A 17,234-nucleotide genomic window follows, 5' to 3' on the forward strand; every position below is an offset into this window, starting at 1 on the left:
CAAACCTTTAGAATTCGAGACCAGCTTCACGGGCAGCATCAGCCAACGCTTTAATTCGACCGTGATATTTGTAACCGCTACGGTCAAAAGCAACTTCAGTGATACCAGCAGCTTTTGCTCGCTCTGCAATCAATTTACCCACAACGCTAGCTGCGTCGACATTGCCAGTTTTGTTTTCTCGCAACTCTTTTTCAACGGTTGATGCACTAGCTAAAACTTGTGCACCATCAGCAGCAATAATTTGTGCGTAAATATGACGCGGAGTACGAAACACACTTAAGCGTGTGCTTCCAAGCTCGCGGATCTTTGCGCGAGAGCGACGAGCACGACGCAAACGAGATTGTTTTTTAACGTTCATTTCTATGCCCTACTTCTTCTTAGCTTCTTTACGACGTACGTACTCATCAGAGTAGCGCACACCCTTACCTTTATAAGGCTCTGGCGGACGATAGGCACGTATTTCGGAAGCTACTTGACCGAGCAATTGCTTATCTGCACTCTTAAGTACAATTTCTGTCTGACTTGGGGTTTCAGCCGTAACACCTTCTGGCAATTGATAATCGACAGGGTGAGAGAATCCCAACGTCAGGTTTACAGTTTTGCCAGAAGCTTTGGTACGGTAACCAACACCGATAAGCTCAAGTTTCTTTTCAAAACCTTGGCTTACACCAAATACCATGTTGTTTACTAGGGCACGCATGGTGCCCGCTAATGCTCTGGACTGCTTGGCGTTATCGCGAGCAGCGAACTTCAATACGTTCTCTTCTTGCGATACTTCGACATTCTTATGAATATCAATAGCCAATGTACCTTTGCCGCCTTTTACGGAAAGCGATTGATCTTTCAGATCCACTTTCACGCCGGCAGGTATTTCAACCGGACTGTTTGCAACTCGTGACATGACTAAATCCTAATTAGAATACTGTGCAAAGAACTTCGCCGCCAACACCAGCTGCGCGGGCTGCACGGTCAGTCATTACACCTTTACTGGTAGAAACAATAGCGATACCCAAACCGCCACGAACGGATGGTAGTTCGCTCTTACCAGCGTAGTTACGTAAACCTGGTCGACTTACACGATCTAACTCGGCAATGACTGGTTTACCTTCAAAATATTTTAAAACCACACTCAATGTTGGTTTGCTTTCTTCAGAAACGCTTACGTCGCTAATGTAGCCTTCTTCAAGAAGAACTTTTGCTACACTAATTTTCAATTTCGACGAAGGCATTTCTACAGTAGCTTTGCCAACCATTTGAGCGTTACGGATGCGAGTCAGCATATCTGACAACGGGTCTTGCATGCTCATAACATCTACTCCTGAATTCTATTTACCAGCTAGCCTTAACTAGGCCAGGAACGTCACCACGCATGGCAGCTTCACGTAATTTGTTTCGGCACAAGCCAAATTTACGGTAAACCGCGTGAGGGCGTCCGGTAACACGACAGCGACGTTGAATACGGGTAGCACTCGCATCACGTGGCATTTTTTGCAATTTGATTTGCGCTTCCCAAACTTGGTCTTCAGTAGACTCTGGGTTGGCGATAATTGCTTTCAACTCCGTACGCTTCGCAGCAAATTTAGAAACAGCTTTTGCGCGTTTTACGTCGCGAGCGATCATAGATTTCTTAGCCATAACAGTACCTTAACCTTTTAGTGGGAAGTTAAAGGCTCTAAGTAACGCACGACCTTCGTCGTCGTTGCGCGCCGTTGTGGTTATACAAATATCTAAGCCGCGGAGCTTGTCGACTTTGTCGTACTCAATCTCAGGAAAGATAATTTGCTCTGTAACACCCATGGAAAAGTTTCCACGACCGTCAAATTGTTTTGGGCTGATACCACGAAAATCGCGAATACGTGGAATAGCGATTGAAACTAATCGCTCCAAGAATTCATACATACGATCTTGACGTAAAGTTACTTTACAGCCGATTGGCCAACCGTCACGGATTTTGAAACCTGCGATGGATTTACGCGCTTTGGTAACAACCACTTTTTGTCCGGTGATAGCTTCAAGATCGCGAACAGCGTTCTCAAGAACTTTTTTATCACCTACTGCTTCACCAACACCCATGTTCACGGTGATTTTGGTAATGCGAGGAATTTCCATAACATTCGCAACGCCGAGCTCTTCTTTTAGCTTAGGTGCGATTTCAGATTTATAGACTGCTTTCAAATTAGCCATTTCTGTTACCACTCACTTAAGCGTCGACAGCTTCGCCGTTGGATTTAAATACACGAATCTTTTTGCCGTCTTCTAAAACTTTGAATCCAACACGATCCGCCTTATTCGTTGCATTGTTGTAAATTGCTACGTTTGATACTGCAATCGGAGCTTCTTTCTCAACAATGCCACCAGCTACACCAGCTTGCGGGTTTGGTTTTTGGTGCTTCTTAATCATCTGAATACCAGAAACCAATAGGCGATCATCAGTTAATACTTTGATCACTTTACCGCGCTTGCCTTTATCACGACCGGCGATGACGATTACTTCGTCGTCACGTTTGATCTTGCGCATTTGACTTTCCTCTTAACTTTGACCGGTATACTGTAAGTTAAAAACTTACAGCACCTCTGGCGCCAAAGAGATAATCTTCATGAATTTCTCACTGCGCAGTTCGCGAGTTACCGGGCCAAAAATACGGGTACCGATAGGTGCTTCACTGGCATTGAGTAATACAGCCGCGTTGTCGTCGAATTTGATCAAGGAACCGTCCTGTCTGCGAACACCTTTTTTGGTGCGCACTACAACAGCCTTCATTACTTGACCTTTTTTAACTTTGCCACGCGGAATGGCTTCTTTCACAGTGACTTTAATAATGTCACCAACTGCAGCATAACGGCGATGTGAACCGCCGAGTACTTTGATGCACATAACTCTACGAGCACCAGAGTTGTCAGCTACTTCTAGATAACTTTGAGTTTGAATCATCGTCCGTCTCCGAAACTTTAGGGCACTTACCGAATTAAATTACGGTAGCGCGCTCATCAATTTTCACCAAAGTCCAAGACTTGGTTTTTGACAATGGGCGAGTTTCGGCGATAGTGACTACATCACCCTGCTTACACTCGTTATTTTCATCGTGTGCTTTGATTTTCGAAGACTTACTGACGTATTTGCCATACACAGGGTGCTTAACTCGGCGCTCAATAAGCACGGTGATGGTTTTATCCATCTTGTCGCTGACAACTTTGCCAGACTCAGTACGAGCTTGATTTTCTGCCTGACTCATTATTCACCTGCCTTCTCGTTAAGCACTGTCTTAATTCGAGCGATATCGCGTCGGGTTTGTTTAACCAAATGAGTTTGATTCAATTGATTGGTTTCAGCTTGCATACGCAAACGGAATTGAGATTCCAATTGAGTTTCTAACTCTTTGTTAAGCTCTTCGACTGATTTCCCACGGAGTTCTTGGACTTTCATCACATCACCGTCCGTTTTACAAAAGTTGTGCTTACAGGTAATTTCGCAGCTGCCAATTGGAATGCTTCACGAGCTAATTCTTCGCTAACACCTTCCATCTCGTACAACACCTTTCCAGGCTGGATCTGACAGATCCAATACTCAACGTTACCCTTACCTTTACCTTGACGTACTTCCAAAGGCTTTTCGGTAATTGGTTTATCTGGAAACACACGGATCCAAATTTTACCGCCACGCTTAATGTGACGAGTCATTGTTCTACGAGCTGCTTCGATTTGACGCGCTGTAATGCGTCCACGACCAGTAGCTTTTAGGCCGTACTCACCGAAGCTAACTTTAGAACCTCGTTCAGCAAGACCGCGATTACGGCCTTTTTGCATCTTTCTGAACTTGGTACGCTTTGGCTGTAACATTTATGCGTACTCCTTACTTAGTTCGTTTTTTCTTAGTGGTTGGCTCTTCGGCTTGTTCTACATCGCCGATAACCTCACCTTTGAAAATCCAGACCTTCACACCGATGATACCGTAGGTAGTCGCTGCTTCAGCTGTTGCGTAGTCGATATCCGCACGCAAGGTGTGTAGAGGTACACGACCTTCGCGATACCATTCAGAACGTGCAATTTCAGCACCGCCCAAACGACCACCAACCTGAACTTTGATACCTTGTGCACCTTGACGCATTGCGTTTTGAACAACACGCTTCATTGCACGACGGAACATAACACGGCGCTCTAACTGTGAAGCTACGCTTTGTGCTACCAGAGTTGCATCGATATCAGGCTTACGAATTTCTTCGATATTAATATGAACCGGCACGCCCATTTTTTTGGTTAGCTCATTGCGAAGTTTTTCAACATCTTCGCCTTTCTTGCCGATTACGATGCCAGGACGTGCTGTGTGAATAGTCACACGAGCAGTGTTCGCTGGACGCTCGATTTCAATACGGCTTACAGAAGCGTGAGCTAAACTTTTTTGCAGATATTCTCTAACATTTAAATCGTTGAAGAGTTTGTCTGCATAGGCATCGCTACCAGCATACCAAGTAGAAGTATGCTTCTTAACAATGCCCAGACGAATGCCTGTCGGATGTACTTTCTGACCCATAACGTCTGTCTCTTAAATTTCGGCTACTTTTACAGTGATGTGACAAGAACGCTTAAGGATGCGATCCGCACGCCCTTTTGCTCTAGGACGGATGCGTTTCATCGTCATACCTTCGTCCACAAAAATTGTGGAGACCTTGAGCTCATCAACATCAGCGCCTTCATTGTGTTCGGCATTGGCAATCGCAGATTCCAATACTTTCTTAACAATGGCCGCGCCTTTTTTGTTACTAAAAGCCAGAATGTCTAACGCTTCTTCTACGTGTTTTCCACGAATTTGATCAGCGACCAAACGGGCTTTTTGCGCTGATAGACGCGCACCGCTTAACTTTGCAGCTACTTCCATCGTAAAACCCTCGAATTAACGTTTTTTGGCTTTTTTATCTGCCGCATGGCCGCGGTAGTTGCGAGTTGCAGAAAACTCGCCCAACTTGTGACCAACCATTTCTTCGTTGATCAAAACGGGAACGTGTTGCTTACCGTTGTGAACAGCGATGGTTAGACCGACCATTTCAGGCATAATCATTGACCGACGCGACCAAGTTTTAATTGGACGCCGATCGTTCTTTTCGATCGCAGCTTCAACCTTCTTAATAAGATGAAGATCGATATAAGGACCTTTTTTCAGTGAACGTGGCACTGTTACTTCCTCTTAGCTAGTTATTCGCGCGCTTACTTCTTGCCGCGACGACGAACAATCATTTTATCGGTACGTTTATTAGTACGAGTTTTATAACCCTTAGTTGGGGTACCCCAAGGACTCACTGGGTGACGACCACCAGAGGTACGACCTTCACCACCACCGTGTGGGTGATCAACCGGGTTCATAGCAACACCGCGAACAGTAGGACGAACACCTCTCCAACGAGAAGCACCAGCCTTACCTAAAGAACGCAAGTTGTGTTCACTATTCGAAACTTCACCAATGGTTGCTCGACAGTCAGATAAAACACGACGCATTTCGCCACTACGCAAACGAATCGTTGCATAGTTACCTTCACGCGCTACTAATTGAACAGAAGTACCGGCAGAGCGAGCTATTTGAGCACCCTTACCTGGCTTCAATTCAACACAGTGAACTACTGAACCGACTGGAACATTTCTAAGAGGCAAGCAGTTGCCAGCTTTAATTGCAGCGGAAGCACCGGATTCAACAGTGTCGCCAGCAACTAAACCTTTTGGAGCGATAATGTAACGACGCTCACCATCGGCAAAACAAACTAGAGCAATAAAGGCGCTGCGGTTTGGATCGTATTCGATACGTTCAACAGTAGCAGGAATGCCGTCTTTATTTCGTTTGAAATCAATTACGCGGTAATGTTGCTTATGACCACCACCAACGTGACGAGTAGTGATTCGACCGTTGTTGTTACGGCCACCAGACTTTGACTTTTTCTCCAATAGAGGAGCGTGCGGAGCACCTTTGTGCAAATCTGGATTAACTACACTAACAACGAAGCGACGCCCCGGAGAGGTAGGTTTACGTTTTACAATAGCCATTAACCTGTCTCCCTTACTCTGCTACTTGAAGATCAATTTCTTGACCTTCCTGAACACGGACGTAGGCTTTTTTCCAGTCGTTGCGCTTACCCAAACCGTGGCGGGTACGCTTGGTCTTACCTTTAACATTCAAGGTTTGAACACCAACGACATTAACCTCGTACAACTTTTCGATTGCAGCTTTGATTTCTTCTTTAGTTGCATCAACCATGACTTTAAAGCCGTACTGGTTGCTCAACTCAACAGCAATTGCTGATTTTTCAGACTGAATCGGAGCTAGAATCACTTTATAGATTCGTTCTTGAAAACTCATGCCAGCACCTCCTCAAACTTTTTAAGTGCAGCTACAGTCATCAAAACCTTTTCACAACGCACGAGTGATACAGGGTTAACACCGCTGACATCACAAACGTCTACTTTATGAAGGTTACGAGCTGACAAATAAAGAGACTCATTAACTTCTTCAGTCACGATCAAAACGTCATTTAAGTCGAACTGAGCAAGTTTCTGTACAAGCGCTTTAGTTTTTGGTGCTTCAATGTCGAAAGACTCAACAACGACCAAACGCTCTTGACGAGCTAGCTCAGACAAAATGCAACGCAATGCACCGCGATACATTTTCTTATTTAGTTTTTGCTCGTAGTTACGTGGCTTAGCTGCGAAAGTAGTACCACCACTGCGCCAAATTGGGCTGCGGATTGTACCAGCGCGAGCGCGGCCAGTGCCTTTTTGACGGAATGGCTTTTTACCACCACCAGACACTTCTGAACGAGTTTTTTGAGCTTTAGTACCTTGACGAGCACCCGCCAAGTAAGCAACAACTGCTTGATGCACTAAATCTTGATTAAATTCTTTACCAAAAGTCGCGTCAGAAACATTTACCGTTCCGCCACTACCTTCTGGTGTTGCAATGGTTAATTCCATGAGACCCCCTGAAATTAGTTGCGAACTTTAACTGCTGGACGCACAACAACATATCCGCCTGGAGCACCTGGTACCGCACCTTTTATTAATAAAAGGTTACGATCTCCGTCCACTCGAACCACTTCTAAGTTCTGAACAGTTTTTTGCTCAGCACCCATGTGACCAGCCATCTTTTTGCCTTTAAAAACACGACCAGGAGTTTGACATTGACCGATTGAACCAGGAGCACGGTGAGATAGGGAGTTACCGTGAGTAGCGTCTTGAGTACGGAAGTTCCAACGTTTAACGCCACCGGCAAAACCTTTACCTTTAGAATTACCAGTTACGTCAACTTTTTGGCCCGCTTCAAAGCCTTCTAAAGTTAGCTCAGCACCAACTTCAAAGGTTTCTTCGGAATTATTGCGAAGTTCAACTAACTTACTACCAGCTTCGGTGTTTGCTTTCGCATAGTGACCAGCGGCAGGCTTAGTGACTCGGGATGCGCGACGAGAACCTATAGCAACCTGAACAGCGCTATAACCATCAGTTTCGACACTTTTAACTTGAGTTACGCGGTTTGGTTCAACCTCAACCACAGTAACAGGGATGGATACACCCTCATCGGTAAAGATGCGGGTCATGCCGCTTTTGCGGCCGACAATACCAATTGTCATTTTTTAGACCTCTCAGTGTACGGGGCTTTTACCCGCTATGGCCGCCCATTTCAGAGCGTTACACAAACCCAAAACTTGGGATTTCGGCGACTTGTAAGCCTTCTACCAGTTTTCGAAATTCGAACACGATAGAAGGATGGAGTTATTAACCAAGACTGATTTGAACTTCAACGCCAGCAGCTAGATCTAGCTTCATGAGCGCATCAACGGTCTTCTCAGTAGGTTCAACAATATCCAACAAGCGCTTGTGTGTACGAATTTCATATTGATCACGCGCGTCTTTGTTAACGTGAGGCGAGATCAAAACAGTAAAACGCTCTTTGCGAGTTGGCAGCGGAATTGGACCGCGAACCTGCGCACCTGTACGTTTTGCTGTCTCTACAATCTCTTGGGTAGAGGCATCAATCAATTTATGATCAAACGCCTTTAGGCGAATACGAATACGCTGATTCTGCATTGAACCAAACTCCAAAAAACTTAAAGAACTTTTCCGTTAGGACCCAATTGACCGTGCAGGCCAAAAAGGAGGCGCAATTCTATAGACCAAGAATTGGCCTGTCAAACACTTTTTATCCAGATAGCTTACATCACAGGCCAAATTTTCGATGCGTATTTTTTAATAATGCCAATTCACTCTTCGCCGGCTCCGGCCACCGAAATACAGCGCAGGTCAGCTAACGATTATTTACATAACAGCAAGGATGCTTTTCAAAAGTAAAAGAGTCTTAAAAATTGTATTATTAGTGACTATTAATACAAGTTAACTCCTACCTTCGCGTTTATTATTAAACAAATTCAAAGTAGTATGTCGCACAACTTGCACAGATATCATCTAGACTGTGTGAGCAAATCCTTTTTCTTTATAAACGGACTTGTGGTGTCAATTATCACGCCCTTCTTATGATGATTACTACGACTATGGAGAGTTTTTAGTGAACGAAAAAATTAGACTCCTTAACATCGATCTCGATAACATTACGATGAAAGAGCTCGTTGAAAATTTCGAGCGCGGCTTTCTGCTTACTCTGCATGTCGACATGATAATGAAGCTGCAAAAGCAGAAAGATTTCTACGATATCATTTCTGAATTCGACGTTATAACCTGTGATAGTCAAATTTTGGTAGCAGCTGGTTCACTGTTAGGAACTCCATTCAAAGAACGTGTTTCCGGTTCAGACTTCTTCCCTCTGTACTGCGAAAAATATAAAGATGACGAGAGCATCAAGGTTTTCCTTTGTGGTGGCGGTCCGGGTATCGCAGAAATTGCTGCGAAAAACGTTAACGAGCGAATTGGCCGAGAAATCATTGTTGGTACTGATTCCCCTCCGTTCGATTACGATACCAACCCGGCAGAAGTCGACAGAATGATTCAGAAAATCAACGACTCTGGCGCAACGGTATTACTTGTTGGGCTTGGTGCTGGTCGACAAGAGAAATTCATGTACACCAACCGCCACAAGATGAAGAATGTGCACACATTTTTACCTCTTGGCGGAACCATCGACTACGAAGCCAAAACCTTGGTACGTCCAGCGCCTTGGATTACCGACTGGGGATTTGAATGGTTGTATCGATTACTCAAAGAACCTAAGCAACGCTGGCACCGATATTTAGTTCATCAGCCACCGGTTTTGTGGCTTCTACTAAAACAACGATTGGGCCTCTACAAAAACCCATTCGAAGAATCAGCAAAGCCTGATAGTTCTCGATCTTAATATCAGCTAAACCTAAAAAAGGAGCCTTAAGGCTCCTTTTTTATTGGTTGGAATTCTTATTGACTAAAACTATTCCGATTTAACGTACAGACTGCTTCAGCTTTGTGTTAATCACATTGGCAATCACTCCAACGTAACGCCCAATTAACATTGTCGAATGTCCCGCACCCACTTCTACTTTTTCCAAATTATCTTTAGGAATAATTTTGTCCCAGCCCAAATAATCACCCTCGAAATAATTCATATAGGGAGTGTCATCAATTTCTAAACCGGCTTTACCCTCAAGGTCATCCTGGGCCTCAAGTGCTTTAAAAAAGACAACCTTGCTATCAAATTGAGGGCGAAATGCACCATTTCGGAATTTTTTTTCACAACGGCGCAAAACAGTATCAACATCTGGCGTTGGGAATAACCAAATAGACAGTAATTTAAATTTAGTAGCAACAAATAAACTCAGAAAGGTAAGTGGTCGATAAATACACTTACTGATAACACTGATTCGATATTTAGAATAGCTAATCAACTTTTTCAAAAAGAAATTAATCTGATTCTTTGTATCTAACTGAGTCATTACTTGAGTTAATCTGTTGGCGCTGTCAGACAATTTTTCTTCGGCCTGACAAGGCACTGCATCAATGTAGTGCGAATCGAACAAGAATAATGTTTTAACTTCAACACCCCTGCGTTCAAGTTCTGCAGCAACACAGAAAGCAACAAATCCACCAATACACAAACCACCAATGTGAACCCCAGAAGCCAAATTCAATTGACTGATTTGATCACAGTAATAATCGACCATTTGCGCAATTGAAGTATGCACAGTTTCAATTCGACCAAAAGATTTCGGAGCCAAACCAAAAACGTTTGCTTGAGGAATTAACTGCTGAGCGAGCGTGTAATAAGGAATAACGTCGCCGTTACCATCGTGAAGAAATACAACTTGTTCTTGCTCGCTCCCACGGCGCAACAAGATCATACCGCTGGTCTTATGGCCCTTTTTAATATCGTCTAACTTTTCTGATAAAAGGCGGACTGTTGAGGCCAACAATAATTCATTAAGCGGGACACTGATTCCCATCTGCTCGTCAATTTTTCGAGCAATATCAATACTTGATAACGACGTGCCACCAAAATCGAAAAAGTCGTCGTCAATCCCGATGGTTTCGTTTCCTAAAACCGATTTCCATATCGATAGTAAACGTCTTTGAACAGGGGTTTCAGGCGGCGCTGCATCTGACTCAGCAATGAGATTTTCAGCGTTGGGAAACGGCAATGCATTGCGGTCGATTTTTAAATTGTGGTTGGTAGGCAGTGCGTCAATACGAACAAATGCTCGCGGATGCATAACCTCTTGTACAGAAGCTTTCAAATAAGCTCTAATTTCTGAAATTTGAGCAACCGTTAAATCTTGAGTCACATAAGCGTAAATGGCTTTATCGCCATTGTCCGTGCTTTGCGCCATTGCGATGACTTGATCAAGATAAGGAGCGTGCCGCAAATGCACATCCACCTCAGCAAGCTCTATACGAATGCCATTAATTTTTACTTGAAAATCTTTGCGGCCAAGCAGTTTAAGTTCTCCACGCTCATTGAGAACACCAATATCGCCCGTGTTATAAAACGTTTTATTTTCGAGACTACGATATTTTTCTGCCGTTAATTCAGTGCGATTTAAGTAACCCGCGGTTACGCCTGGACCACTAAAACAAACCTCTCCTTTTTCACCTGCTTGTACCTCTTCGCCATTGTCATTTACAACTAATACATCCACGCCATCAAAAGGCGACCCAACTAATGTTTCGTCGGGTAATTGCTCTAGGAAATATTGCTGAGTGGTGCCCATACAGGAAATTTCACTGCAGCCGTAAATCACAAAAATTTCTGATTGACGAAACATCGTCAGTAATCGTTGTAACAATTCAACAGGAACCAAATCGCCCCCCATTGAGGCATGAAACAAATGGGAGTATCGAGAAGCCAACTGTTCAGGAGAAAAGGTTTGCGCTAAGTAATCTACGATTCTTCGCATTAACGCAGGCCCACAATGGATCATTGTAATATCCATCATGACCTCGGCCATCTGATCTGGATTAGTGACCATTGCGCGCGGTAAAACTCTGACTGAGCCACCGGCTAATATCGGGCAAATTAATTCGAATAAACTAATGCTAAAAGTAAATTTAGCAATCGTAGGCATGACAGTTTTTGACGTCATGGAATAGCGCTGAATGGCCGACGAGGTATAGTAAATTAAATTTGAATACGACCCTTTAACCCCTTTGGGTTCGCCTGTAGTGCCAGATGTAAAAAATATAAACGCCGTATTATTTAAAGGAATCTCAACAGCCAAATGATTACAGTCACTGACTTTGATCTCCAATGCGTTCTGAAGGGTTAACGTTTTAACGCCTTCCGGCAGGAGCATCATTCGCTCTGAACTGGTAATCACCACATCGGGTGCAGATTGACGAATTACTGACTGAATTCGGCTTTCAGGAAATTCAGGATCGATTGGAATGTAAGTACCACCGATACTAAAGATGGCGAGAACAACAGCAGGAGACAATAAATTAGGGTCAAGCAATACAGCAATTTTAGGCTGGTCGTTATCTACCGCAGACTTAAAGGCAGCAGCTAAGCATTTGATGTTGCGGTTCAGTTCAGCAAACGACATTTCCTTGGAACCAAATCGAATCGCCATTGAACTTGGGGTTAAGTTCGCATGCCGCTCAATAATTTGGTGTGGAAAATAGTCTTGTGATAAATCAAACATTACGCCAGCCATTCGCTTCCTACTTTTACACCCCAACGAGGAGCACTATTAACTTCCCTGGAAAATCTAATACCTTATTATACAGTACCTGAATATCATTCATTATTAATACAAGCCTTTGGAAAAAATAATTTTCCTTGCCTTAATATTATGAAATAAACACAAGCCTCGATTAGCACGCTTAGGCATATAAAGCGTTTACCATTACCCACTCAGCCAATGACTACCGAACAAACCCATTTCTGCCAGTAACACGGTTTCACTATCAGGGTTTCGCCAAAACGGTTTCATCAACTCGGAATCATACAGATCGATTATTCCAAGTTGACGACGAATAACAACGAAGCTCACACCTCGGTTACGAATAATTTAGATGTAACAAAAACTGTCTAGCGAGCACTAGAACTATAGTGCATTAATTCAAACCACAGTGGGCTCGACGAAATTCTTATACTCAGGCAATAAAACACACATTCAAGAGTACGCGTAAACCCGCGATGATCGTATTTTAATTTTTCTATGTTTAAGGAGTACTTCGACGTTTTACAAACACACTGTTACGCATTGAATCCCACAGTAATTGCGGAGGATCGGTGTCTTCTTTACGCTGAATTTTACGTCTTAAACGCCAGAGCGCAAAACAAACAATCCACATAGCATCGGCTGCGGCGGCGTAGAATATAGAGTAGTTTTTTACAAAGTAGCGACGTCTGGAATCCAGTAAATATTGGGGTGCTCTTTTTGGTTTTGTATCCCGAGAGGTCACACCGGTGCTGTCACCGGCAATATGCATCACTCGACTTTGCGGAACATACCAACATTCCCAGCCCGCTCTTTTTGCGGACAAACAAAAATCGGTTTCCTCGTAATACAAGAAATAGGTTTCGTCCATCAGGCCAGCAGTTTCAAACACCGCTCTGCGCACGAGCATACTGGCTCCGGGTAACCAGTCGACCTGTTCGATCTGATCACTCATTTCTTTCGGCACAATGTGATCACTCAATAACTTAGTGACTACACCGAGTTTTAAGCCACGGTCAATTTCGCTCAAAATAGACGGGAAACGAAATGCGATGCGCCATAAAGAACCATCGGGGTTCTCGAAACAACCACCAGCAATGCCGACATTTGGGCGCTCTTCCAAGAAATCACGCAAGATTACCATTGCGTCTTCTCGAACTTCGGTATCAGGATTGAGCAAATGGAAATAATCCGGTGGTGAATCGCTGGCAAGCGCCTGGCGAATAGCGTAATTATTGCCATAGGCGTAACCACCGTTTTTTGGTGCTTGCAGCGCAAACGCCCAAGGCCAACCGCGTTCAGCAATGTGTGAAGAAATGAGTTCACACGATTGATCTTGTGAGTCGTTATCAACGACCACAACACAGGTATTTGGGATTTTTGAAACTTCGCTGGAAAGCTCTTCTAAGCAATCTATGGTTCGTTGAGGAGTTCGGTAGTTAACAATCACTACCAGATAATCACAAGTCGTCCATTCCATAAGTGTTCGTCCTAAAGCTCAGAAGCAATTGCACCTTAATCCGGCATTCAAAATAGAGGGTTGTCCTGATAATTTCAGGGGAGATTATTCAATTGACTATACAGGATAGGTTTTGGCTTCTCAAACAATCTACTCGACCAACCAGCTAGCCAATAAAAGCAATAAACTCACCATAAAAACGAATTTTCCAGGCTAATTAAAGGCATTAACTAACAATATTGAAGTTTAATAATGTTGCATTTCGTTTTTAATAAACAGATCAATAATAAAAAATTACATTTCACGAAAGAAAAGCAACACAATAAATAAAAGTGAAGGATGGGAATCAGTAAGAAATCCGACTTGGTTTAAATTGAAGAGGCAAACAAAATCGCCTCTTCAATTTAGTAAGTCGTTACACAAGAAGGGTGTTTAGATAGTTAGGATTTTTTCCCCACGAGCAATGCCGGAAACACCGCTGCGTACGACTTCAATAATTGAAGCTTCGCCAAGAGATTGCACGAAGGCATCCAATTTTTCACTGGTACCAATCAACTGAACAACGTAAACATTTGGTGTAACATCAACTACTTGGCCACGGAAGATGTCGGCACAACGCTTAATTTCAGCGCGCGCCGCACCAGTCGCTTTGACCTTCACCAACATCAATTCACGCTCAATGTGCGTGCCATCGCTTAAATCAACCAGCTTAACCACATCAATCAACTTGTTGAGGTGCTTGGTAATTTGCTCAAGCTTGTGGTCGTCGCCAATTGTAGTCAACGTTAGGCGCGATAGCGTTGGATCTTCAGTCGGTGCAACCGTGAGAGTTTCAATGTTGTAACCGCGCTGAGAAAACAAACCAACAACACGCGACAAAGCACCCGGGGCGTTTTCCATCAAAATCGAAATAATTCTTCTCATGATTAGGTACGCTCCGTCTTACTTAACAACATGTCGCGCATTGAACCATTTGGTGCAATCAACATTGGGTAAACGTGCTCGCCCGGATCAACAGCGATGTCCATAAACACCACGCGATCTTTCATCGCAAAACACTCTTCCATCTTCTGCTCAAGTTCTTCGCGTTTGGTCACTTTCATGCCGACATGGCCGTAAGCTTCCATCAACTTAACAAAGTCTGGGAGTGATTCTTCGTACAAGCTTTCGGAGTAGCGACTGCTGTATTGCATGTCTTGCCACTGTCTAACCATGCCCAATGCTTGGTTGTTCAAACAAATAATCTTCACTGGCAAATGGTACTGAGTGAGCGTAGAGAGCTCTTGAATACACATTTGGATGCTGCCTTCACCAGTAATACACACCACACAGTCGTCACGGAAGGCCAATTGCACCCCCATCGCGGCGGGCAAGCCAAAGCCCATGGTGCCCAAACCACCGGAATTGATCCAACGGCGCGGCTTATCAAACAGGTAATACTGGGCAGCGAACATTTGGTGCTGACCAACGTCAGAACAAACGTAGGCGTTCCCTTTAGTTACCTTGTGAAGCATTTGAACCACTTCTTGAGGTTTTAGCTTGTCGCCGGAGGTATCAAAGCGGTTGCTGTGATACAGGCCGTGACGTTCGCGCCAACCTTCAATCTGTGCCCACCAAGCATCGATGGCATCACTATCAACCTTGGTTTTTGAACTGCCTAACAAGCCAATCATCTCGCCTAAAACGCTGTCAACAGCACCAACAATGGGCACGTCTGCACGAACGGTTTTAGAAATAGACGCCGGATCCACGTCCACGTGAATCACTTTTGCGTGCGGACAGAATTTGCTCGGCGTATTGGTCACACGATCATCAAAACGAGCGCCAACGGCCAAAATCAAATCACTGTGGTGCATGGCCGTGTTGGCTTCGAACGTACCGTGCATTCCGAGCATGCCTAGGAATTGCTTGTCAGTACCAGGGTATGCACCCAAACCCATCAAGGTATTGGTTACCGGGTAATTCAGCTTGCGAGCAAGCGTGGTGAGCAATTCGCTGGCGTTGCCTTGAACAACACCACCACCGGCGTAAATTACCGGGCGTTTAGCTTCCAACAACAACTGTACGGCTTTTTTCACCTGACCACTGTGGCCGCGAACCGCCGGGTTGTAGGAACGAATTTTTACCGATTCAGGAAACTCGTACGGAAATTGAGTTGATGGATCGGTTTTATCTTTCGGAATATCAATTACCACCGGTCCAGGTCGACCGGTACCGGCAATGTAGTATGCCTTGCGAATAATCTCAGGAATTTCTGCCGGATCAGTAATGACAAAGCTGTGTTTAACGATAGGTCGAGAAACACCGACCATATCAGTTTCCTGGAAAGCATCTTCACCAATTTTTTCAGAAGTCACCTGCGCAGACAGAACAACCATCGCAATGGAATCCATGTACGCGGTTGCAATACCGGTAATGGTGTTGGTTGCTCCTGGGCCAGATGTGACCAGCACGGTGCCGACTTTGCCGGTGGCTCGAGTGTAGGCATCAGCGGCGTGTGCTGCTGATTGCTCGTGACGAACCAATACGTGTTGGATCTCTTTTTGTCTGAAAATCGAGTCGTAAATGTGTAGAGCAGCTCCACCCGGATAACCAAAAATGTGTTCCACACCTTGGTCATGTAGGGCGCGTACGAGCATATCTCCACCGGATAGCATCTCCACGGTTATTCCTCTCTGTCGTTTAATTCCGCATTCGTTGTTACTCTCACCAATAGCTATAACGCTGTCGTCCACTCATAGTAAGGACAGCTGCTTGCGATGAGAAGAGTATGATAGTTTTGCGAATGCTCCTCACCGGACCTCGTATATTTATTCGAGATGGGTGAACAGGCGGCGTTGGTGTACGCAGCTCCGCATGAGGATGGTGAGGTGAGGGTTTGACTCACCTGGGGCAGGCATTACATCTCGGTTGCGCGACTTGCCTGCACGCCATCTTGAGAACCGGTCATTTTGTTGATTTGACGAAGAATGTCAAGATAGACAGATTATTTTATCAGGCAAAATAGAATCTTAAGAATGCGCGCTACTCTTGCTGATCTCAAACCGCTATAGTAGTTAAATCCCATTCAACTAAATCCGTTTCGGGCATCATTATGACCAACCACTATCGACTAAGATTCAAGCAAACTGCCGTAACTGTATTAATGGCTGCAGCTTGTTGTTTCGCTCTCAGCTCTCAGGCAGCGACTTTGTATAAGTGGACTGATGAAAACGGTGTTGTGCATTTTTCTGAGCACCCTCCAGCAGGCGTTGCTAATGTAGAAAAGGTACGCAATCACGTTGCTCGGGGAAACAGTCCAGTTCAATACAATGCTCCCAGCACACAGTCGGAAGCAGCCGAGACGGCCGAAGCACAACCTACGAATGCAGAAGCTGGCCAACAGAGAGATCCGGCGGTTCAAAAGGCCCGTTGTGAAACTGCACGTAAAAACCTAGATGCACTCAGCACATTTGTGCGAATTCGCGAAAAAGACGAAAACGGTGAACTTCGTTTTCTGAGTGAAGAAGAAGTCGCTGAGCGTCGACAAACGTTTAAAGATATTGTCGAAAAAGAATGCAGCGGTTCATAGTCCAATTACGACTTTATTCACTGCCATTCAATTCATTGCCCTCAGTCGCAAACAAAGCGAATTCGGTTACCTGCTAGGTACGAAAGTAGAT

24 protein-coding genes are annotated in these 17,234 nt (G+C 44.5%); 2 read left to right on the forward strand and 22 right to left on the reverse strand.

The genetic code is table 11. The features are described from left to right. Nucleotides 1-7 precede the first annotated feature (7 nt). The 18 genes from rplR to rpsJ form a co-directional block, all read right to left on the reverse strand. Complete coding sequence (rplR, locus tag LU361_RS03595) at nucleotides 8-358, reverse strand: 50S ribosomal protein L18 (protein WP_233086947.1); 351 nt, start codon at nucleotides 356-358, stop codon at nucleotides 8-10. A gap of 9 nt (nucleotides 359-367) precedes the next feature. Further along, a complete protein-coding gene (rplF, locus tag LU361_RS03600) occupies nucleotides 368-901 on the reverse strand; it encodes a 50S ribosomal protein L6 (RefSeq protein WP_233086948.1) in 534 nt (177 codons plus the stop codon). Nucleotides 902-914: 13 nt separating this feature from the next. Beyond that, a complete protein-coding gene (gene rpsH, locus LU361_RS03605; protein WP_233086949.1) occupies nucleotides 915-1,307 on the reverse strand; it encodes a 30S ribosomal protein S8 in 393 nt (130 codons plus the stop codon). Nucleotides 1,308-1,329: 22 nt separating this feature from the next. Further along, nucleotides 1,330-1,635, reverse strand: a complete 306-nt coding sequence (gene rpsN / locus LU361_RS03610; RefSeq protein WP_233086950.1) for a 30S ribosomal protein S14 — start codon at nucleotides 1,633-1,635, stop codon at nucleotides 1,330-1,332. A 9-nt stretch (nucleotides 1,636-1,644) separates the two neighbouring features. Continuing rightward, nucleotides 1,645-2,184, reverse strand: coding sequence for a 50S ribosomal protein L5 (gene rplE, locus LU361_RS03615; RefSeq protein ID WP_233086951.1), 540 nt, complete (start codon nucleotides 2,182-2,184; stop codon nucleotides 1,645-1,647). Between the two features lie 16 nt (nucleotides 2,185-2,200). Next, nucleotides 2,201-2,518 (reverse strand): 50S ribosomal protein L24, encoded by a 318-nt coding sequence (gene rplX / locus LU361_RS03620; protein ID WP_233086952.1) that lies wholly within the window; start codon nucleotides 2,516-2,518, stop codon nucleotides 2,201-2,203. Between the two features lie 45 nt (nucleotides 2,519-2,563). After that, the gene (gene rplN / locus LU361_RS03625) at nucleotides 2,564-2,932 is read right to left on the reverse strand and encodes a 50S ribosomal protein L14 (RefSeq protein ID WP_233086953.1); all 369 of its coding nucleotides are present in this window, start codon (nucleotides 2,930-2,932) and stop codon (nucleotides 2,564-2,566) included. 34 nt (nucleotides 2,933-2,966) lie between these two features. Next, entirely contained in the window at nucleotides 2,967-3,233 is a 267-nt protein-coding gene (gene rpsQ / locus LU361_RS03630) for a 30S ribosomal protein S17 (RefSeq protein ID WP_233086954.1), read from the reverse strand. Then, the gene (gene rpmC / locus LU361_RS03635) at nucleotides 3,233-3,424 is read right to left on the reverse strand and encodes a 50S ribosomal protein L29 (protein WP_233086955.1); all 192 of its coding nucleotides are present in this window, start codon (nucleotides 3,422-3,424) and stop codon (nucleotides 3,233-3,235) included. Before rpmC ends, rpsQ begins: the two co-directional genes overlap by 1 nt. Continuing rightward, complete coding sequence (gene rplP, locus LU361_RS03640) at nucleotides 3,424-3,837, reverse strand: 50S ribosomal protein L16 (protein WP_233086956.1); 414 nt, start codon at nucleotides 3,835-3,837, stop codon at nucleotides 3,424-3,426. The genes rpmC and rplP overlap by 1 nt, the downstream gene beginning before the upstream one ends. Nucleotides 3,838-3,850: 13 nt before the next feature. Then, nucleotides 3,851-4,528 carry a 30S ribosomal protein S3 gene (gene rpsC / locus LU361_RS03645; protein ID WP_233086957.1) on the reverse strand — a complete coding sequence of 226 codons (678 nt, stop codon included), beginning with the start codon at nucleotides 4,526-4,528 and terminating at the stop codon, nucleotides 3,851-3,853. A 12-nt stretch (nucleotides 4,529-4,540) separates the two neighbouring features. Next, the gene (gene rplV, locus LU361_RS03650) at nucleotides 4,541-4,873 is read right to left on the reverse strand and encodes a 50S ribosomal protein L22 (RefSeq protein ID WP_233086958.1); all 333 of its coding nucleotides are present in this window, start codon (nucleotides 4,871-4,873) and stop codon (nucleotides 4,541-4,543) included. A 15-nt stretch (nucleotides 4,874-4,888) separates the two neighbouring features. Continuing rightward, entirely contained in the window at nucleotides 4,889-5,167 is a 279-nt protein-coding gene (gene rpsS, locus LU361_RS03655; protein WP_233086959.1) for a 30S ribosomal protein S19, read from the reverse strand. A gap of 32 nt (nucleotides 5,168-5,199) precedes the next feature. Then, entirely contained in the window at nucleotides 5,200-6,027 is an 828-nt protein-coding gene (rplB, locus tag LU361_RS03660; RefSeq protein WP_233086960.1) for a 50S ribosomal protein L2, read from the reverse strand. Between the two features lie 13 nt (nucleotides 6,028-6,040). Beyond that, nucleotides 6,041-6,340 (reverse strand): 50S ribosomal protein L23, encoded by a 300-nt coding sequence (gene rplW, locus LU361_RS03665; protein ID WP_233086961.1) that lies wholly within the window; start codon nucleotides 6,338-6,340, stop codon nucleotides 6,041-6,043. Beyond that, nucleotides 6,337-6,951 (reverse strand): 50S ribosomal protein L4, encoded by a 615-nt coding sequence (gene rplD / locus LU361_RS03670; protein WP_233086962.1) that lies wholly within the window; start codon nucleotides 6,949-6,951, stop codon nucleotides 6,337-6,339. Before rplD ends, rplW begins: the two co-directional genes overlap by 4 nt. Nucleotides 6,952-6,965: 14 nt before the next feature. Continuing rightward, entirely contained in the window at nucleotides 6,966-7,604 is a 639-nt protein-coding gene (gene rplC / locus LU361_RS03675; protein WP_233086963.1) for a 50S ribosomal protein L3, read from the reverse strand. A gap of 145 nt (nucleotides 7,605-7,749) precedes the next feature. Continuing rightward, on the reverse strand, nucleotides 7,750-8,061 hold the full coding sequence (gene rpsJ, locus LU361_RS03680) for a 30S ribosomal protein S10 (protein ID WP_007644456.1): 312 nt from the start codon (nucleotides 8,059-8,061) through the stop codon (nucleotides 7,750-7,752). Nucleotides 8,062-8,536: 475 nt separating this feature from the next. On the opposite strand from rpsJ, the gene LU361_RS03685 reads away from it, so the two are divergent. Continuing rightward, nucleotides 8,537-9,319, forward strand: a complete 783-nt coding sequence (locus LU361_RS03685; RefSeq protein ID WP_233086964.1) for a WecB/TagA/CpsF family glycosyltransferase — start codon at nucleotides 8,537-8,539, stop codon at nucleotides 9,317-9,319. Between the two features lie 79 nt (nucleotides 9,320-9,398). Here the strand turns inward: LU361_RS03685 and LU361_RS03690 are convergent, their stop codons facing one another. The 4 genes from LU361_RS03690 to LU361_RS03705 form a co-directional block, all read right to left on the reverse strand. Beyond that, nucleotides 9,399-12,104, reverse strand: a complete 2,706-nt coding sequence (locus tag LU361_RS03690) for a non-ribosomal peptide synthetase family protein (RefSeq protein WP_233086965.1) — start codon at nucleotides 12,102-12,104, stop codon at nucleotides 9,399-9,401. A 511-nt stretch (nucleotides 12,105-12,615) separates the two neighbouring features. Next, entirely contained in the window at nucleotides 12,616-13,593 is a 978-nt protein-coding gene (locus LU361_RS03695; protein ID WP_233086966.1) for a glycosyltransferase family 2 protein, read from the reverse strand. Between the two features lie 411 nt (nucleotides 13,594-14,004). Then, nucleotides 14,005-14,496: an acetolactate synthase small subunit gene (gene ilvN, locus LU361_RS03700; protein ID WP_233086967.1), complete on the reverse strand. Its 492-nt coding sequence runs from the start codon at nucleotides 14,494-14,496 to the stop codon at nucleotides 14,005-14,007. Nucleotides 14,497-14,498: 2 nt separating this feature from the next. Next, nucleotides 14,499-16,235, reverse strand: coding sequence for an acetolactate synthase 3 large subunit (locus LU361_RS03705; RefSeq protein WP_233086968.1), 1,737 nt, complete (start codon nucleotides 16,233-16,235; stop codon nucleotides 14,499-14,501). A 431-nt stretch (nucleotides 16,236-16,666) separates the two neighbouring features. Here LU361_RS03705 and LU361_RS03710 point away from each other — a divergent pair, with 431 nt between their 5' ends. Next, nucleotides 16,667-17,143 carry a DUF4124 domain-containing protein gene (locus tag LU361_RS03710; RefSeq protein ID WP_233086969.1) on the forward strand — a complete coding sequence of 159 codons (477 nt, stop codon included), beginning with the start codon at nucleotides 16,667-16,669 and terminating at the stop codon, nucleotides 17,141-17,143. Nucleotides 17,144-17,234: the final 91 nt, after the last annotated feature.

The sequence above is a fragment of the Sessilibacter corallicola genome (genome assembly GCF_021290925.1).
Lineage (GTDB): Bacteria > Pseudomonadota > Gammaproteobacteria > Pseudomonadales > Cellvibrionaceae > Sessilibacter > Sessilibacter corallicola.

What these genes read in the sequence shown, in the direction of transcription:
- rplR (WP_233086947.1), bottom strand. Translation starts at nt 358, where the DNA reads ATGAACGTTAAAAAACAATCTCGTTTGCGTCGTGCTCGTCGCTCTCGC.
- rplC (WP_233086963.1), bottom strand. Translation starts at nt 7,604, where the DNA reads ATGACAATTGGTATTGTCGGCCGCAAAAGCGGCATGACCCGCATCTTT.
- ilvN (WP_233086967.1), bottom strand. Translation starts at nt 14,496, where the DNA reads ATGAGAAGAATTATTTCGATTTTGATGGAAAACGCCCCGGGTGCTTTG.
- rplN (WP_233086953.1), bottom strand. Translation starts at nt 2,932, where the DNA reads ATGATTCAAACTCAAAGTTATCTAGAAGTAGCTGACAACTCTGGTGCT.
- rplX (WP_233086952.1), bottom strand. Translation starts at nt 2,518, where the DNA reads ATGCGCAAGATCAAACGTGACGACGAAGTAATCGTCATCGCCGGTCGT.
- rplW (WP_233086961.1), bottom strand. Translation starts at nt 6,340, where the DNA reads ATGAGTTTTCAAGAACGAATCTATAAAGTGATTCTAGCTCCGATTCAG.
- rplV (WP_233086958.1), bottom strand. Translation starts at nt 4,873, where the DNA reads ATGGAAGTAGCTGCAAAGTTAAGCGGTGCGCGTCTATCAGCGCAAAAA.
- rplE (WP_233086951.1), bottom strand. Translation starts at nt 2,184, where the DNA reads ATGGCTAATTTGAAAGCAGTCTATAAATCTGAAATCGCACCTAAGCTA.
- rpsH (WP_233086949.1), bottom strand. Translation starts at nt 1,307, where the DNA reads ATGAGCATGCAAGACCCGTTGTCAGATATGCTGACTCGCATCCGTAAC.
- rplF (WP_233086948.1), bottom strand. Translation starts at nt 901, where the DNA reads ATGTCACGAGTTGCAAACAGTCCGGTTGAAATACCTGCCGGCGTGAAA.
- LU361_RS03690 (WP_233086965.1), bottom strand. Translation starts at nt 12,104, where the DNA reads ATGGCTGGCGTAATGTTTGATTTATCACAAGACTATTTTCCACACCAA.
- rplB (WP_233086960.1), bottom strand. Translation starts at nt 6,027, where the DNA reads ATGGCTATTGTAAAACGTAAACCTACCTCTCCGGGGCGTCGCTTCGTT.
- rplP (WP_233086956.1), bottom strand. Translation starts at nt 3,837, where the DNA reads ATGTTACAGCCAAAGCGTACCAAGTTCAGAAAGATGCAAAAAGGCCGT.
- rpsJ (WP_007644456.1), bottom strand. Translation starts at nt 8,061, where the DNA reads ATGCAGAATCAGCGTATTCGTATTCGCCTAAAGGCGTTTGATCATAAA.
- rpsQ (WP_233086954.1), bottom strand. Translation starts at nt 3,233, where the DNA reads ATGAGTCAGGCAGAAAATCAAGCTCGTACTGAGTCTGGCAAAGTTGTC.
- rplD (WP_233086962.1), bottom strand. Translation starts at nt 6,951, where the DNA reads ATGGAATTAACCATTGCAACACCAGAAGGTAGTGGCGGAACGGTAAAT.
- rpsN (WP_233086950.1), bottom strand. Translation starts at nt 1,635, where the DNA reads ATGGCTAAGAAATCTATGATCGCTCGCGACGTAAAACGCGCAAAAGCT.
- LU361_RS03695 (WP_233086966.1), bottom strand. Translation starts at nt 13,593, where the DNA reads ATGGAATGGACGACTTGTGATTATCTGGTAGTGATTGTTAACTACCGA.
- LU361_RS03710 (WP_233086969.1), top strand. Translation starts at nt 16,667, where the DNA reads ATGACCAACCACTATCGACTAAGATTCAAGCAAACTGCCGTAACTGTA.
- rpmC (WP_233086955.1), bottom strand. Translation starts at nt 3,424, where the DNA reads ATGAAAGTCCAAGAACTCCGTGGGAAATCAGTCGAAGAGCTTAACAAA.
- rpsC (WP_233086957.1), bottom strand. Translation starts at nt 4,528, where the DNA reads ATGGGTCAGAAAGTACATCCGACAGGCATTCGTCTGGGCATTGTTAAG.